Source organism: Microbacterium sp. SW12, assembly GCF_055391095.1.
Map to the genome: position 1 here is coordinate 117,073 of NZ_AP024335.1, position 15,177 is coordinate 132,249.

The 15,177-nt window shown below is 69.0% G+C and carries 15 protein-coding genes; 5 read left to right on the top strand and 10 right to left on the bottom strand.

What is annotated here, in order from left to right:
- Positions 1 to 107: 107 nt before the first annotated feature.
- From MICSW_RS00595 to MICSW_RS00605, 3 genes are read right to left on the bottom strand one after another with little or no spacing between them, the layout of a single operon-like run.
- Positions 108 to 1,526, bottom strand: a complete 1,419-nt coding sequence (locus MICSW_RS00595; protein WP_464496462.1) for an NtaA/DmoA family FMN-dependent monooxygenase — start codon at positions 1,524 to 1,526, stop codon at positions 108 to 110.
- On the bottom strand, positions 1,523 to 3,025 hold the full coding sequence (locus MICSW_RS00600; RefSeq protein WP_464496463.1) for an aldehyde dehydrogenase family protein: 1,503 nt from the start codon (positions 3,023 to 3,025) through the stop codon (positions 1,523 to 1,525). Before MICSW_RS00600 ends, MICSW_RS00595 begins: the two co-directional genes overlap by 4 nt.
- A 40-nt stretch (positions 3,026 to 3,065) precedes the next feature.
- Entirely contained in the window at positions 3,066 to 3,452 is a 387-nt protein-coding gene (locus MICSW_RS00605; protein WP_464496464.1) for a nuclear transport factor 2 family protein, read from the bottom strand.
- 267 nt (positions 3,453 to 3,719) lie between these two features.
- Between MICSW_RS00605 and MICSW_RS00610 the strand changes: the two genes are divergently transcribed.
- On the top strand, positions 3,720 to 4,781 hold the full coding sequence (locus MICSW_RS00610; RefSeq protein ID WP_292727838.1) for a type IV toxin-antitoxin system AbiEi family antitoxin: 1,062 nt from the start codon (positions 3,720 to 3,722) through the stop codon (positions 4,779 to 4,781).
- Positions 4,782 to 4,824: 43 nt separating this feature from the next.
- The gene (locus MICSW_RS00615) at positions 4,825 to 5,616 is read left to right on the top strand and encodes a hypothetical protein (protein ID WP_464496465.1); all 792 of its coding nucleotides are present in this window, start codon (positions 4,825 to 4,827) and stop codon (positions 5,614 to 5,616) included.
- A gap of 8 nt (positions 5,617 to 5,624) precedes the next feature.
- Here MICSW_RS00615 and MICSW_RS00620 read toward each other — a convergent pair whose 3' ends face one another.
- From MICSW_RS00620 to MICSW_RS00640, 5 genes are all read right to left on the bottom strand, one after another.
- Positions 5,625 to 6,230 (bottom strand): helix-turn-helix domain-containing protein, encoded by a 606-nt coding sequence (locus MICSW_RS00620; protein ID WP_228179386.1) that lies wholly within the window; start codon positions 6,228 to 6,230, stop codon positions 5,625 to 5,627.
- Positions 6,231 to 6,270: 40 nt separating this feature from the next.
- Positions 6,271 to 6,621: a TetR-like C-terminal domain-containing protein gene (locus tag MICSW_RS00625; RefSeq protein ID WP_348681504.1), complete on the bottom strand. Its 351-nt coding sequence runs from the start codon at positions 6,619 to 6,621 to the stop codon at positions 6,271 to 6,273.
- A gap of 273 nt (positions 6,622 to 6,894) precedes the next feature.
- Entirely contained in the window at positions 6,895 to 7,479 is a 585-nt protein-coding gene (locus MICSW_RS00630) for a nucleoside deaminase (protein WP_292727834.1), read from the bottom strand.
- A gap of 3 nt (positions 7,480 to 7,482) precedes the next feature.
- Complete coding sequence (locus MICSW_RS00635; protein WP_464496466.1) at positions 7,483 to 10,248, bottom strand: molybdopterin-dependent oxidoreductase; 2,766 nt, start codon at positions 10,246 to 10,248, stop codon at positions 7,483 to 7,485.
- Complete coding sequence (locus MICSW_RS00640) at positions 10,245 to 11,081, bottom strand: FAD binding domain-containing protein (RefSeq protein ID WP_464496467.1); 837 nt, start codon at positions 11,079 to 11,081, stop codon at positions 10,245 to 10,247. Before MICSW_RS00640 ends, MICSW_RS00635 begins: the two co-directional genes overlap by 4 nt.
- A 118-nt stretch (positions 11,082 to 11,199) precedes the next feature.
- Between MICSW_RS00640 and MICSW_RS00645 the strand changes: the two genes are divergently transcribed.
- Together MICSW_RS00645 and MICSW_RS00650 are read left to right on the top strand one after the other, a co-directional pair.
- A complete protein-coding gene (locus tag MICSW_RS00645; protein ID WP_228179380.1) occupies positions 11,200 to 11,592 on the top strand; it encodes a DUF1304 domain-containing protein in 393 nt (130 codons plus the stop codon).
- A 103-nt stretch (positions 11,593 to 11,695) separates the two neighbouring features.
- Complete coding sequence (locus tag MICSW_RS00650) at positions 11,696 to 12,673, top strand: zinc-binding dehydrogenase (RefSeq protein ID WP_464496468.1); 978 nt, start codon at positions 11,696 to 11,698, stop codon at positions 12,671 to 12,673.
- A gap of 21 nt (positions 12,674 to 12,694) precedes the next feature.
- On the opposite strand, the gene MICSW_RS00655 is transcribed toward MICSW_RS00650, so the two are convergent.
- Positions 12,695 to 13,459, bottom strand: coding sequence for a nucleoside phosphorylase (locus MICSW_RS00655; RefSeq protein WP_292727825.1), 765 nt, complete (start codon positions 13,457 to 13,459; stop codon positions 12,695 to 12,697).
- 156 nt (positions 13,460 to 13,615) lie between these two features.
- On the opposite strand from MICSW_RS00655, the gene MICSW_RS00660 reads away from it, so the two are divergent.
- Positions 13,616 to 14,176: a nucleotidyltransferase family protein gene (locus MICSW_RS00660; protein WP_292727824.1), complete on the top strand. Its 561-nt coding sequence runs from the start codon at positions 13,616 to 13,618 to the stop codon at positions 14,174 to 14,176.
- A gap of 12 nt (positions 14,177 to 14,188) precedes the next feature.
- On the opposite strand, the gene MICSW_RS00665 is transcribed toward MICSW_RS00660, so the two are convergent.
- Complete coding sequence (locus MICSW_RS00665) at positions 14,189 to 15,133, bottom strand: 2-hydroxyacid dehydrogenase (RefSeq protein ID WP_464496469.1); 945 nt, start codon at positions 15,131 to 15,133, stop codon at positions 14,189 to 14,191.
- Between the last annotated feature and the right edge of the window lie 44 nt (positions 15,134 to 15,177).

Sequence of the window (15,177 nt, forward strand, 5' to 3'; positions counted from 1 at the left end):
AACGAGGATGGGGTGTCTGGACTGGGGTCTCGGTCGTGCCATTTCGTTTGCCGCAACACGCCGTGCACTGCTGGGGCGCGGGGCGTTTTGGGGCACACGAAGGCGGGTCATGTCGCGGCAGCGAGCGGCGCGGTGACGGATGCCTCGGTCGCGGCATCCGTGGCGGTGAGCCGATGCGCGCGGTGGGTGGGGGCGAGGCGCGGCGAGCCCGAAAGCCGCTCGCGCAGGGTCGCGCCCTCCGGGGTTCCGGCGCGCCCACGCTCGATCAGGATCGGAAGCACCAACTCGATGAACGCCTCGTACGACGCGGGTCCGCCGAAGGTCGGTTCGAGCATGATGCCGTCGATGCCGGATCCGTCGACGATCGCGATGATCTCGTCGGCGACCTGCTCGGGCGATCCGGTGATCTGGAACCCGCGGATCGCCTTCGTGCGGAACTGGTCGAGCACCGCCCGCACCCGGATGTCTGGATTGGTGCGCGCGTACCGGTTGATGAGGGTCTGCCCGAGGTCGGTGTGCAGGTCGGCGACGCGGGTGTCGGGGTCGATGCCGGTGAGGTCGATGCCGGTGATCCCGGCGAACATGACCGCCGCGTCATCCAGCCCCAGCACCGCTTCGTACTCGGCCCGAAGCGCCTGGGCCTCGGCCTCGGTGGGCGCGACGGTGACCGTCATCCCGGTGATGACCTTGACGTCTTCGGGGCGGCGGCCCTGCGCCACGGCCTGCGCGCGGATGTCGGCGACGTGGGCTGCGGCGGTCGGAATCGACTGCCCCTGGATGAACACGGCCTCGGCGTTGCGGGCGGCGTAGGCGCGGCCGCGGTCGGAGGTCCCGGCCTGGAACAGCACAGGCGTGCGCTGCGGCGTCGGCGGCACCGCGAAAACGCCCTGCGCCCGCTGATAGGTGCCGTTAACCTCGACGCGGTGCAGCATGCTCGGGTCGGCATACACGCCGCGCGAGCGGTCGCGGACCTCGGCATCCTCGTCCCAGGAGTGCTCCCAGAACCGTAGGCACGTGTCGAGGAACTCGTCGGCCGCGTCATACCGCTCGTCGTGGCTGAGCTTCTGCGTCACGCCGAACAGCTCGTCGGTCGTGGCCTGCGACGACCCGGTGACGACGTTCCAGCCGATGCGTCCGGCGGTGAACCGGTCTAGCGTCGCGAACCGGCGGGCGGTGCCGTAGGGCTTTTCGACCGTGGTTGGCGAGGTGACGACAAATCCGAGCTGGCTGGTCGCGTGCGCGAGGGCCGGGATCGCGAGCATCGGGTCAAGGGCGGGGAACTGAATGCCGTGAGCGGCGACCTCGTCAGGCATCCGTCCGTCGAGCGTGGCGTAGCCGTAGGTGTCGGCGAAGAAGAGGAAGTCGAAGCCCGCGGCATCCAGCATCGTCGCGAGCCCCAGCCAGTAGGAGAGGTCGTCCCAGTCGTCGCCGCGCCCGCGGGGGTCGGTCCAGGTCGGCATCCCGTTGTTGGGGTTCATCATTTCGAACGCGCCGAGCAATATGCGCTTCGGGGAATCTGCGCTCACAGCACCATCACCACCGTCTTCGTCTCTAGATAGTTCTCGAGGCCCTGCGGGCCGTTCTCGTAGCCCCAGCCCGACTCCTTGTGGCCGCCCTTGGGAAGCTCGGGGCCGAGGAAGGAGTGGCAGTTGACCCACACGGTGCCGGCTTCGAGCTGCGCGGCGATGCGGTGGCCGTTGCTGAGGCCTTCGGTCCAGACGCTCGCGGCCAGGCCGTACGGGGAGTCGTTGGCCCACCCGACCACCTCGTCGAGGTCGTCGAACGGGGTGACGACGGCGACGGGGCCGAAGATCTCTTCGCGCATGAGGCGCATCTGCGGGGTCACGTCGGTGAGCACGGTGGGCGTATAGAAGGTGTCGGCCTCACGGATGCCGCCGCTCACCACCCGCGCACCCTCGGCGCGGCCCTCGTCGACGTAGCCGGCAACCCGGTCGGCCTGCGCCTTGCTGACGAGGGGCCCGAGGTCGGTGCCCTCGGCGAGGCCGTGCCCGAGGTGCAGGCCGCTGCCGAAGTCGGCCATCCCGGCGAGGACGTCGTCGTAGACATCCCGGTGCGCGTAGATGCGGGCGCTGGCGACGCACACCTGGCCGCCGTTGTCGAAGATGCCGCGCGAGACGCCTTCGATCGCGGCGGGCAGGTCGGCGTCGGGCATGATGATCGACGGCGACTTGCCGCCGAGCTCCAAAGTGAGGCGGGCCAGCCGCGTGCCGGCCGACTGCACGAGGCGTTTGCCGACGGCGGTCGAGCCGGTGAAGGCGATCTTGTCGACATCCGGATGCTCCGCCAAAGCCTGCCCCGCCTCGTGACCGTACCCCGTGACGATGTTGACGACCCCGGCGGGCAGGCCCGCCTCGAGCATGAGCTGGCCGAGGTAGATCGCGGTGAGGGGCGTGTTCTCGGCGGGCTTGAGCACGATCGTGCAGCCGGCGGCGAGGGCGGGGGCGAGCTTCATGGCCGTCATGATGAGCGGCGAGTTCCACGGCACGATCGCGCCGACGACGCCGACGGGCTCGCGGCGCGTGTAGGCGAAGACCTCTTTGCCGGGAGGGGTGCGCGAGAGCGACGTGGGGATCGTGTCGCCGAGGATCTTCGTCGGCCAGCCCGCGTAGTAGCGGAACTGGTTGATCGCCGCCGGCACCTCGCCGAACCGCGAGGTGCGCAGCGACTTGCCCTGGTCGAGCGTCTCGAGCTGCGCGAGGTCGTCGAGGTGCTCGGTCATGAGGTCGGCGATGCGCCAGAGCAGTGCGCCGCGGTCGGCGGGCCGCATCTCGCGCCAGGCCGACGAGCGCAGCGCGCCCTTCGCGGCGCGGACTGCCTTGTCGACATCCGGTGCGGTGCCGCGGGCGACCTCGGCGAGGGCGGAACCGGTTGCCGGGTCGATCGTGGTGAAGGTCGCGCCAGCGGATGCCGGGAGCCAGTCGCCGTCGATCAGTAGCTCCGTGCGCCCCGACGCCAGAAACTCCTGCACGCGCGGGCGCAGGGTGAACTCGTCAGTGTTCGTCACACCGCGATGCTAGGAGGCAATCATTGATTGCTCATGGCTATCACGTTTCGAGGGTGTTTCCGACTCTTCGGGCGACGCGCTGTCCTGCACTTGACGCACCTTGTGCGCGCAACTCAACCGGGAGTTTCCCGTCGTGCATGGCCCAGAGGGAGGAATGCCGACTGTCGCCTTCTGGCCTCGAAACGACGTAGGTGACGAGGGTGAGCCCAGGAGCCACCGAGTGCAAGGCCCACTCACTCGTGGCCGGAGTTTTCCGGCCCGGTTCATGAGCCAGCGCGGCGATCGTTTCGTCGCGCGGCCACAACCTCCCTGAGCGACCGACTTCGACAAACCCTGGATGCAAGAGTTCAGCCAAGCGTGCCGGGTCGCGCCGCACGGCTGATGTCAGCAGTTCGATTTCCGCACGCCGGATCTCATCAAGCTCCATGCAGGAAGATTCGCACAAAAGAGGAAGGGACTGACGAGAGTCTCCTACGCCCCGCCGGTGTGCACGAAAGCGACCCGGGCGGAGCCGTCGCCGCGGAGGTGCCAGCGGTTCCGCAGCGCCCCGGGGTGGGCGTGGAGCGTCGGCTTCGCCCGCCGGCGAGAACTCGCCTCGGGGAGAGCGACGCGAACGCGATCCGAGTTTTCTCACAGTCAGGCCGAATGCCACTATTCGTGAGAAAACACGGTTATATCTCGCTACGATAAAACCGTGGAAGCGCGAGAAAACACCGCATCGGTGTCGGCGCTGCTTCGGGTGATCCCCCCGGAGCTTGAGCCGGAGTGGGATGGCCACGTCGTTCGCATTCGTCACGAGGGGCGCGAATCGCTGTTCCGGCCGCTCTGGATCGGGGAGGGCCTGCCCGCTGATGCCCGGAGGGCGCGCACCGAACTCTTCCACGGTGCCTCCGAACGAACCGACGGTGTCGTGCCCGTCGTGACTGCCCGCCGGGTGAGCCCCGGGGCGCGGGAGATCCTCGAAGACGCACAGCTGTCATGGGCAGACGCCAGCGGCCGGGCGCGCATCGTGGTGCCGGGGAGCTTTTACATCGCGAGACTGGAGCCAATTCGAGCGGATGCGGGGCGGGCCTTCAAATGGTCGGCAGCAGCCGATGCGATAGCTGAGACGTTGCTCGGGTGGCGGGTGGAGTATTCCGAGCCAGAGACCATGCCCATCGAGCAGGTTGGCGTCATCGCGAAGACCGCGGATGTCTCGTTGGCGCACACTGCTCGCATCCTGCGGCACTTCGACGAGCAGCGGTACACGGCCAAGACCGGAGCCGAACGTGGTACATCGGCAACGCGCGAGTTTCGCGATCCGGGACGGATGCTGAGCGACTGGGCGGCGCATTACGCAGCCACGCCTCAGTCGGGAGCTGACATCGAGTTTCACGTTCCCTGGCGCGATCCCCAGCAATCGATCGAGGCGCTGACAAGTTCGCTGCATGGCCAGGATTGGGCGCTGACCGGGGAGGCGGCGGCGGATCGTATTGACCCGTATCTGACGAGTGTGCCGGCGGTCGATCTGTACGTGCCGGCGGGGCAGCTCGAGCCCGCGCGTGGGCGGCTGGCGCAGCATCCTGATTTCAGAGAAGTGGAGTCGGGAGGGCGCATCCGCCTTTCCGCCGCCGATCCCTATGTCTTCCGACTCACACGGGAAGCACGGGACGTGCGCACCGTATCTCCGGTGCGGGTCTATGCCGACCTATTGCGCGGCCGGGGGCGCACCGCCGAAGCCGCCGAATACCTGCGGGAGACCGCCATTGGATTCTGAGTCCCGAACCCGGGAGGCGCGCGCCCGCGCAGAGGAGGCGCTCGTGCGATTCGCGCTGCTCGCCGGGGGACACACCGACAAGTTCGTCGTCATCGGCGGCCTCAATCCTGAGTATCTCGCCACCGATGCTCCCGTCTCCCACCAGGGAACAACCGATGTCGACCTGCTCTTCGCGATCGGGTGGGATCTCGCCGGCGCCGAACATGACTTCTCATGGCTCGATGTGGCTCTCGAGAAAGGCGACTTCACCTCGGAGAATCGGTGGCGGTGGAACGCGACCCTCGGCGACGCGCGGGTGCGACTCGAGTTTCTCGCGGACGTCTGGGATCACACTGCAGACACCGTATCGCTGCCCGGCTCGCGGACTGCGGTCGCGACCAAGCTGGCGGGACCGGCCGCAGCGCTCGTGGACCCCGAGCTGCGCGACCTGCCAGTGCCGCCATCCGTTCGCGCACAGTTTGGTGTCGAGACGGATGCCGTGACCCTTCGATTCGCGAACCTCGGCGGCTATCTCCTCGCCAAGGCGGCTGCGGCGCAATCGCGGATGCTGCACAAAGACAAGTACGACCTGATGTATGTCACGCTCTACAATCCCGGAGGCGCAGCGGGTGCGGCGACCGCCGTAGCGCGCCAACTGGGTCTGGCAGGCGACGTCGCAGACCCGGGTGCTATCCGTGCAGCGATCGCAAAGTTCGTCGAGCCCGACGGTGCGTGGGCCGGAGTGTTCGCGGACACGATGGTGGCAACCGGCGACACCGCCACAGAAGCGCAACTTCGAACGGATGCCGCGATCGGCGCCCAGACGTTCCTTGAGGTGCTCGACGCGAGCGCGTAGCTAGTGTTCTACGCCCCGCCGGTATACACAAACGCCACCCGTGCCGACCCGTCCCCGCGAAGGTGCCAGCGGTTCCGCAGCGCACCGGGGTGGGCGACGGCATCCCCGGCGCCGAGTTCCCAGATCCCGAGGCCTTCGATCTCGAGGGCGATGGCGCCTTCGATGACGTAGTGGATGACTTCGCCATCCGTTTCGAACCAGTCGCCGACCTGCTCGCCGGGGCGGATGGCGTACTCCTGCAGGGAGGTCTCGCCGGCGTGGATGACGCGGGTGTGGGCGGTGTCGGATGCCTCCGAGACCGGCACCCACGTGGCATCCGCCGCCCGCGACACGTGCACGACCTCGGGGTCGGGGTCTGCGGGAAGGAGCGCCGAGGGCGAGATGTCGAGGGCGTTCGCGATGCGGTACAGAGTCAGCAGCGAGGGCATCGTCTGGCCCGACTCGATCTGGCTCAGAAACGGCTGGCTGATCTCTGCGGCCGAGGCCAGCGCCCGCATCGACAGCTTCTTCTCGGTGCGCGCCTGCCGCACTTGCCGCCCGATTCCGACGCCGATCTGCGTCTCGTCGGATGCCGCACTCGGCCCGTCGGCGCTGGTGCGAGCGGGCGAGGACACGGCTCCAGAATACGGCGCGGCCCCACGCCTGCTCGCGCGGCTAGTCGGAGACGAGGGAGCCCACCAGGTGGGCGATGCCGTAGTCGTAGGCGTCGTCGAGATCACCGCCGAGGCGGAAGGCCCCCGCGAGCTCCATCGTGACGAACCCGGTAGCCCACGCCGTCAGCAGCCGCGCGGCGTCGAGCGCGTGATCCGCGCCGACGGTGGCGCTGGTCGCCCGCAGGACGGGCGCGCTCGTGGCGGCGAGCTTGTCGGCATCCACCGTCGCGGTGAACAGCAGCCGGAACGCCTCGGGCCGCTCGTGCGCGAAGCGGCGGAAGACGAGCAGCTGGTCTTCGATCCCGGATGCCGCCTCCAGACGCGCCGTGAGGTCGTCGGCAGCGGCGCGCAGGCGTAGGTCGGCTCCGGTTCAGTCGCGTCGTTGTGCGGGTAGGGATGCTGGTCACCCGCATTACGGCGCGACCGAACAATCTGTGCTCGAGATTCAGGTGGCCCGCGACCCGTTCAGTCGCGCCTTGCTGCGGGACAGCGCGGACGGAACCAGCATCTCGACGCGACTGAAAGATGGATGCTGAGAGCAGTAGCCGCCCACCAGTTCAGTCGCGCCTTGTTGCGGGTGAGGATGCTGGGAACCCGCGTAACGGCGCGACCGAACGGCCCCGAGCTACTCGCCGCGGGCGTTGTAAACGAGGGAGTTGCTGGCGCCGTAGGCGCGGTAGACCTCCAGGGCCTCCTCGCGGCCGACATCCTGGGTCACCCGGATGCCGCGAGCCTCGAACTGCTCCGCCCAGTCGGCGACCATCGGGCCCTCATCGAAGCCCGAGAGCTCTTCGAGCTCGGGACCGGACCCCGCGACAACGAGAGACCGCACCCCACTCCACATCGTCGCTCCGTAGCACTGCACGCACGGGCGCCAGTTGACCACGAGCGAGAGGCTCGCGCCGTCAGCGCCAAGGTCCCAGCGGCCGAGGCGCTGCTGCGCGAGCCCGAGGGCCATCACCTCGGCGTGCCCCGACGACTTGCCGGTCGAGAGCACGACGTTGACGCCCGCCGATACGAGCTCACCCGTGGTGTCATCCACGACGATCGCGGCGAACGGACCGCCGTTGCCCTCGCGCCAGTTGCGGTCGGCGAGGCGGTTCACGAGCGCCATCCGCTCTTCGAGCGTGGGCAGCACGGCAGGCAGCGTGTCGGCCTCGTCGACGAGCCACGTGGGCAGGGTCATGGTGAAGGATGTCGAAATCGGCATGGGTTACTCCGCGGTTCGGGTGGGGGCGGTCTCAGGATGCTGCGCCAAGCGCCACACGCGCTGGCGGGTGAAGGGCTGGTGGAAGGGTCGCTTTCCGAGCGCCCGGGCGATGGCGTTGCCAATCGCGGGGGCGACGGGGTTGTACGGCGACTCGCTCATGGACTTTGCGCCGAACGGGCCGACCGTGTCTGAGGTGTCGGCGAGGTAGACCTCGGTCTCGGGAACGTCGGCGAACTGCGGCACGCGATACACGCGGAACACGGGGTTCTGCACTGCACCGTTTTCGACGAGAACCTCTTCATAGAGCGCGCTACCGACGGCTTGCGCGACGCCGCCCTCGATCTGTCCGCGCAGCTGCGCGGGGTTCATCACCGTTCCGGCATCCGCTGACTGCACCGACTGCAGAATCCGCACGACCCCGGTCTCGGGCTCCACGGCAACGCGCACCGCGTGCACGTTGAACGCCACCGACCGCAGCGCGCCATCCTCGCCACCGGTCGCGAACAGGCCGTTCTCGTCGCGCTCCTCGGGCGAAGCTGCAGCGACCAGCTCCGCGAACGGCACAACACCCGCGGGAGTCGCGACGCCGGCATCCGTCAACAGCGCGGCATCTGCATCGGTGCCGGTCTGCGCGGCGGCGAGCTCGAGCATCCGTGTCCGCAGCGCCTGGCACGCGGCGGCAAGCGCCTTGCCCGCGACGGTGATTCCGGTCGAGGCGAACGCTCCCGTGTCGTGAGCGACGGCATCCGTGTCGGCGGTCCACAGGTGCAGCCGGCTAAACGGTGCCTCCAGCACGGATGCCGCGATCTGGCGCAACACGGTGGTCGTGCCGTTGCCGAACTCGGCCGTGCCGGCGCGCACCACGAAGGTGCCGTCGGGGCGCAGCGCCACCTTCGAGCGGGAGAAATGCCCGCGCGGAGCGATCGTGGCGATCATCGCCACCGCCATGCCCTCGCCGACCAGCCACCCCTCCGGGGCCGACACCCCGTTGCCGCGGCGCAGCGCATCCTGCGCGAGATCGAGGCACTGGTCGAGGCCGTAGCTGCCGATGATGAGGTCGTCTTCGTACGGATCCTTATCCGGATGCAGCGCGTCGCCCGGCCGGATCATGTTGCGCCGACGCAGCTCGAACGGATCCATCTCGAGCCGCTCGGCGAGCATGTCCATGGCGGATTCCACGCCGAGCATGACCTGCCCGAGCCCATACCCGCGGAACGCCCCGGAGGGCACGTTGTTCGTGTAAACGGCCTCGGCGTCGATGCGGCGCACCGGCGTCCGGTACACGGTCGTCGACTCGGCAACGCCGTGGAACATCACGCCGATCGCGTGATTGCCGTACGCGCCGGTGTCGCTGAGGACGTCGAGCTTCATCGCGGTGAGGGTGCCGTCGGCATCCGCCCCGAGGGTCACCGCGACCCGCATCGGATGCCGCAGCGACGCCCGCGTGAACTGCTCGGTGCGACTGAATTCGTAGGTCACGGGGCGTCCGGTGCGCAGCACCGCGAGGGCGACGAGGTCTTCGGTGAAGATCTCTTGCTTGCCGCCGAAGCCGCCGCCGACCCGGGCTGCGAAGACGCGGACGTTCTCGCGGGGCAGGTCGAACACGTGCGCGAGCTCGTCGCGGGTGAGGAACGGCACCTGCGTGCTCGAACGGATGACGAGCCTGCCGTCCTCGTCGAGCCAGCCGACCGCGCCATGTGTCTCGAGCTGCGCGTGCGTGACGCGCGAGGTCTGCCAGGTGCCGGTGACGGTGACAGCGCTCGCCGAGAGCGCCTCGTCGATGTCGCCGCCGTGGCCCTCGTGCAACTGCGCGACCACGTTGCGGGAGGCATCCGAGACCCGGTCTTCGGGAGTGCGGCCCGGGTGCAGCATCGGCGCCCCCGGCGTGCGCGCTTCTTCGGGGTCGAAAACTGCGGGCAGGATGTCGTACTCGACCTGCACGAGGCGGGCTGCCGCATCAGCCGCGGCGGCGGTCTCGGCGACGACAGCGGCGACGCGCTGGCCGATGAAGCGGACGGTGTCATCGAGCACCCGCGTGTCGTCGGGGTCGTCGGTGCGGTGTTCGTGGCGGCCCGTGGAGAAGCGTGTGGCCGGGGCATCCTCATGGGTGAGGACGGCCACCACGCCAGGGACGGCCAGCGCGGCATCCGTGTCGATCGAGACGATGCGGGCGTGTGCGTGCGGGGAGCCGACGACCCGCAGCACCAGGGAGCCGGTGACCGGTTCATCGAGCGTGTACGGCTCGCGACCCTGCACCACCCGGCGCGCGGCTTCGGGAATCACCGAGGCCCCAATGCCGCCGGACGCGACCGGGGCCGGGCCGGTTTCGCGCACCGGCCCCATCACTGCCGCGGTGATCGCTTCGCGAATCGGGCGGTAGCCGGTGCATCGGCACAGGCTCCCCTTCATGCGGCGGTCGAGCTCGGGCAGGTCGGCTTCGGTGAGGGTGGATGCCGTGACCGCCATCCCCGGCGTGCAGAACCCGCACTGGAACCCGAAGTGTTCGACGAGCTGCTCCTGCACCGGATGCAGGTCATCGCCCGGTGCGAGGCCGCCAGCTGTCGTGACGACAGCGCCATCCACGCGTTGGGCCGGCACGATGCACGAATGGACGGGGGCGCCGTCCACGATCACGGCGCACGCGCCGCAGTCGCCGGCGTCGCACCCCTTCTTGACCTCGATGTGTCCATGCTCGCGAAGGAATGTGCGCAGGCACTGGCCCGGAGCGGGGTCGCCCTCGAGTTCTGTGCCGTCGACGGTGAGCCTCATGCCACGTCCTCCGTCATGAGGTCAGCGACGACGCGCTCGGCGAGCACGGCGGTGACCGCGCGCCGCCAGTCGGCCTCGCCCAGAGCGTCGGTGAAGAAGTCCGTCGGGCTCGTGACATCCGCCCGCAGCTGGGCCGCATCGGGAACCCCGGGGTATCGGAAGACGTGGGGAGTGAGGGTGGATGCCGTCACCGCGACGACCGTCGACCCGTCGTCCCCGCGGCGGCCACTCACGACGATGCCCGATCGACCGAGCTCGGCGAGGGCCATCTTGTGCAGGCTCACGCGGGACCGCATCGCTCCTGCCGGAACGTCGAGCGCGCGCAGCACTTCCCCGGGCTGCAGTGTGTTCTTCGCCTGACCGGTGATGAACTCCGCAACCGGCTGTCGACGCTCGCCGCCGTCCGGCGTCCAGATCACCGCTTCGCCGTCGAGGGCCGCGAGAAGCGACGCCATCGCCGCTGCCGTGAACGACTGGCAGACGTTTCCGCCGACCGTCGCGGTGTTCCATACCTTGAACGACATAAGCAGCGCGTGCGCGGCATCCGGGATTGCTCCCGTGGCGTGCCAACCGGCCGGAACCGGGGTATCGAGTTCGCCGCGCGACCACGCTACGAATCGCGCGATCGTGCAGGTCGCGGCGACACGGAGCCCCGCGTCAGTGACCTCGACCTCGGGCCAGCCCATGCGCGTGATGTCGACGAAGCCGGTCACCTCGGACTGCGGTTCGCTCATCAGCCACGTGCCGCCGGCGAGGATTTTCTCTCCGGGCGCGAGAGCGAGGTCGCCGCGGCTGCTCGCGAAGCGATAGGACGTGACGGTGGTGATGTCCATGCGCCCTTCCTCCGGCATCCGATGTTGACTCAGCGAACACTCCGAGTGAATCAGCCGAGGATTTCGCGAGTGTTTCGCCGCGGCACGTGTCAGGCTAAGCGAGTCGAGAGGAACCCGGATGCTCATCACCGGAATGGTCTTCGCCGCACTGGCCGCCTTGCTGCACGTCTACATCTTCTGGCTCGAGTCGCTCGCCTGGGGCGGAGCCCGCAGCCGCGCGACGTTTGGGGTGCGCAACGATGCCGAGGTCGAAATCACCCGCGCCTTCGCGTTCAACCAGGGCTTCTACAACCTGTTCCTGGCGATCGCCGCGATCCTCGGGATCGTCGTCGCAGCGATCGGCTCCGTGGCGGTCGGCGTGACCCTCATGCTGGTGGGAACCGGCTCAATGCTGGCCGCAGCCCTCGTGCTGTTCATCACCTCGCCCGACAAGCGACGAGCCGCCGTGACGCAGGGCCTGTTCCCGCTGCTCGCGGTCGTGAGCCTTGTCATCGCCCTGCTGAACGGCTGACTGCGGGACTAAAACGCGATCCCGCTGACGTTGTGGATCGGGTGCGCTCGTCCCGGGTGATCCTCGAAGAGCGCCGCACTCGACATCCGTACAAAGGAGAATCATGCGCGCACTCGTGCAGCACCAGTTCGGTGACCCGGCAGAGGTCCTCGCCGTCGAGGAGGTCGAGCTCCCCGAGCCCGGACCCGGCCAGGTCCGGCTGAAGGTCGTCCTCAGCCCCATCCACAACCACGACCTCTGGACAGTGCGCGGTGACTACGGCTACAAGCCCGAGCTTCCCGCCCGCGCCGGCACCGAGGCGCTGAGCGTCGTCGACGCGCTCGGCGAGGGAGTCACCGGCGTCGAGGTCGGTCAGCGCGTCGTGACGGCATCCGTCTTCGGGGTCTGGTCCGAGTACGTCATTGCTCCTGCCGCAGCCCTCATCCCGGTGCCGGATGCCGTCGCCGACGAGGCAGCCGCCCAGATCATCTCCATGCCGCTGAGCGCTGCGAGCCTGCTCGAATACCTCGACGTCAGCGAGGGCGACTGGATCGTGCAGAACGCAGCGAACGGCGCCGTCGGGCGCCTGGTCGCGCAGTTCGCCGCCTCCCGCGGAGTCCGCGTGCTCGGCCTCGTTCGCCGCGGCGCCGGCGTCGACGAACTCGCCGCTGTCGGCATCCATGATGTCGTCGGGACGGATGCCGAGAACTGGCGCGACCGCGTCGCGGAGATCACCGGTGGCGCATCCATCCGTGCCGGTGTCGACTCCGTCGGCGGTGCCGCAGCCGGAGACGTCACCTCGCTGCTCGGGGAGAACGGCACCCTCGTGGTCTTCGGGGCGATGGCATCCCCGACGATGGAGATCCCGTCGGGTGACGTGATCTTCCGTCAGCTCACCGTCCGCGGATTCTGGGGCAGCAAGGTCAGTGCCGCGATGGATCCCGCGCACCGGGTTGAGCTGATCCGCGAGATCATCACCCTCGTCGCGCAGGGCAAGCTCGATCTGCCTGTGTCGCAGATCTTCGGCCTCGAGCAGATCGCTGACGCCTCGCGGCTGAACTTCGAGCCAGGCCGCGTCGGCAAGGTCATGCTGCGCCCGTAAGGCCCGTTCCCGGGACCGCCGTCAGAGTTCGAGCTCGACGGCGGTCTCGAGGGCTGCCTCGATCGAGCGCATCCAGCCCGCCTGCAGGTCGGCCTTCGTTCCCGAATAGAGCGATGCGCCGTCGACGAGGTTGCTCGAGCAGGCGCACACCATGCCGGCACGCAGGCCGCGCAGACGGGCGACGATGTAGAGGGCGGATGCCTCCATCTCCACGTTCAGGATGCCCATGGTGTTCAGCTGCGCGATCCACTCGGGCGTCTCGGCATAGAACGCGTCATCGCTCACGCTGATGCCTCGGAACGAGTTCGTTCCCGCAGCCCCCGCGATGCGCTCCGCGTGACGGGCCAGCGCGGTGGTCAGCTCCAGGTCGGGCACCGCGGGGAAGCCCTTGGGAAGGTAGGCATCCGTCGTGCCGTCGTTGCGGAAGCTGCCTTCGCTCACGAGCAGGTCTCCCGGCGCGATGCCCGGCTGCAGACCCGCCGAGCTGCCGACACGGATGAAGGATGTGACGCCCACGCGGGCGAGCTCTTCGACGGCGATTGCGGTGGACGGGCATCCCATGCCCGTCGAGGTCGCCGTGATGTGGCGGCCCTTGTACCAGCCGGTCATCGTGCGGTGCTCGCGGTTGTGCGCGACCTCTTTCACGTCCGTGAGGAACTCGGCAACGAGCGGCACCCGGAACGGATCCCCGGGCAGAAGCGCGACGCTCGAGACCTCTCCTGGCGCGATGCCGATGTGATACTGGCGGGCGTCGAGCCCTGCAGCTGACTTGTCGACGACAGACATGAATACCTCCTGGGGTTCTGAGACGATCGGGTCGTCGCAGTCCCCGCCCTGGCGCCGGCGCCATGGTTGATAGGACGTGCTCTGTGCCCGAGCCTACCCACCAGCTGTTTCGCGACTGTTTCCCGGGGGCCGTCGGATCCCGGTACGCTCACCGGCGTGACGGCGTGCGGAATCATGTTGGCAGCCGGGGCGGGAAGTCGCTACGGGCAGCCGAAGATCTTCGCGCGCGACGCGGGTGGTGTGCTGTGGCTCGAGCGTGTGGTCGCCGCCGTTCGTGCCGGGGGTTGTTCCGAGGTACTCGTGGTGATCGGAGCCGAGGCCGAGCGTGCTCGCGAGGTCGTTTCCGCTCTCGATTCGGTGAGCCCGGTGGTTGCCGGCGATTGGGCCGATGGGCTGTCGGCGTCAGTTCGCGCAGGGCTCGCGGCTGCCGCGAACACGGATGCCGACTCCGCCGTCATCGCTCCCGTCGACGTTCCCGGGATGCCGGCATCGGTTGTCGCGCGGGTGCTTGAGGCCGGCGCCGGGCCGGCATCCCTGGCTCGGGCGAGCTTCGACGGTCGGCCCGGGCATCCGGCGGTCATCGGCCGCGATCACTGGGAGCTGGTGGCGGCATCCGTTCGCGGCGACTCGGGCGCGAACCGCTACCTCGCCACCCACGCCGCGCTCACGGTCGAGTGCGCCGACCTGTGGGATGGCGCCGACACCGACACCCGGTAGTGGCGCGGGGCGTCAGGTGCGCAGCACGACGTTGATCGGCTCTTCGCCGCGCTGCATCCGCTCGGCCTGCTGCCGAACGAGAGCCGCGATCCGGGGCCGCATCGCGGTTGACGCCCCGCCGACGTGGGGAGTGAGCAGCAGTCCGGGTGCCGACCACAGCGGGTGGCCCTCCGGCACGGGCTCGGGCTCGACGACATCGAGTGCCGCCCGGATCCGGCCGCCGCGCAGATGGCGCAGCAGGGCATCGGTGTCGACGAGGCTTCCGCGACCGACATTGACCAGCAGTGCGTCATCCGGGAGCGCCGAAAGGAAGGCGTCGTCGACGAGCTTCGCCGTGTCGTCCCCGCCCGGCAGAGCGAGGATGACGATCTCCGTCTGGGGGAGCAGCACTGGCAACTCCTCGAGTGCGTGGACGACCGTGCCGTCCTCTGTCCGCGCGTGCGTCGCGACAGCTTCGACGTGAGCCTCGAACCCGCGCAACCGCGCCGCGATCGCCGTGCCGACGCCGCCGAACCCCACGATGAGCACCCGGCGGTCGGCGAGGCTCGACGGGAAGGCATCGCCCTCGCGCGGGCCAGCCCAGCGTCCGGCATCCTGAGCCGCGACGAAGCGCGGGATCTGCCGCTGCGACGCGAGGGTCAGCGCGACGGCAAGCTCGGCCGTCGACCCCTCGTGCACGGACGCGGCGTTTGCGAACACGATCCCGGGAGGCAGGTGCTTCGCCGCTGCCTCGTACCCGATCGACTGACTCTGCACGAGCCGGACCTCGACACCCTCGAGCCGCGCGAGCACCCGGGGGCTGCGCATGTACGGCGGAACTACGATGTCGAACGCCGCCCGCGGCGCCGCATCGCCCATGTCCCACCGCACGACCTCGATGCCGGGAAGGCCGCTGAGGTCTTTCTCGAGCTTGTCGTCGGGGACGGAGATCACCAGGGTGGGTGCGTCGGAAGTCACCCCTTCACGCTACCTATCGCCGCGGTACGGATGCCGATACGCTC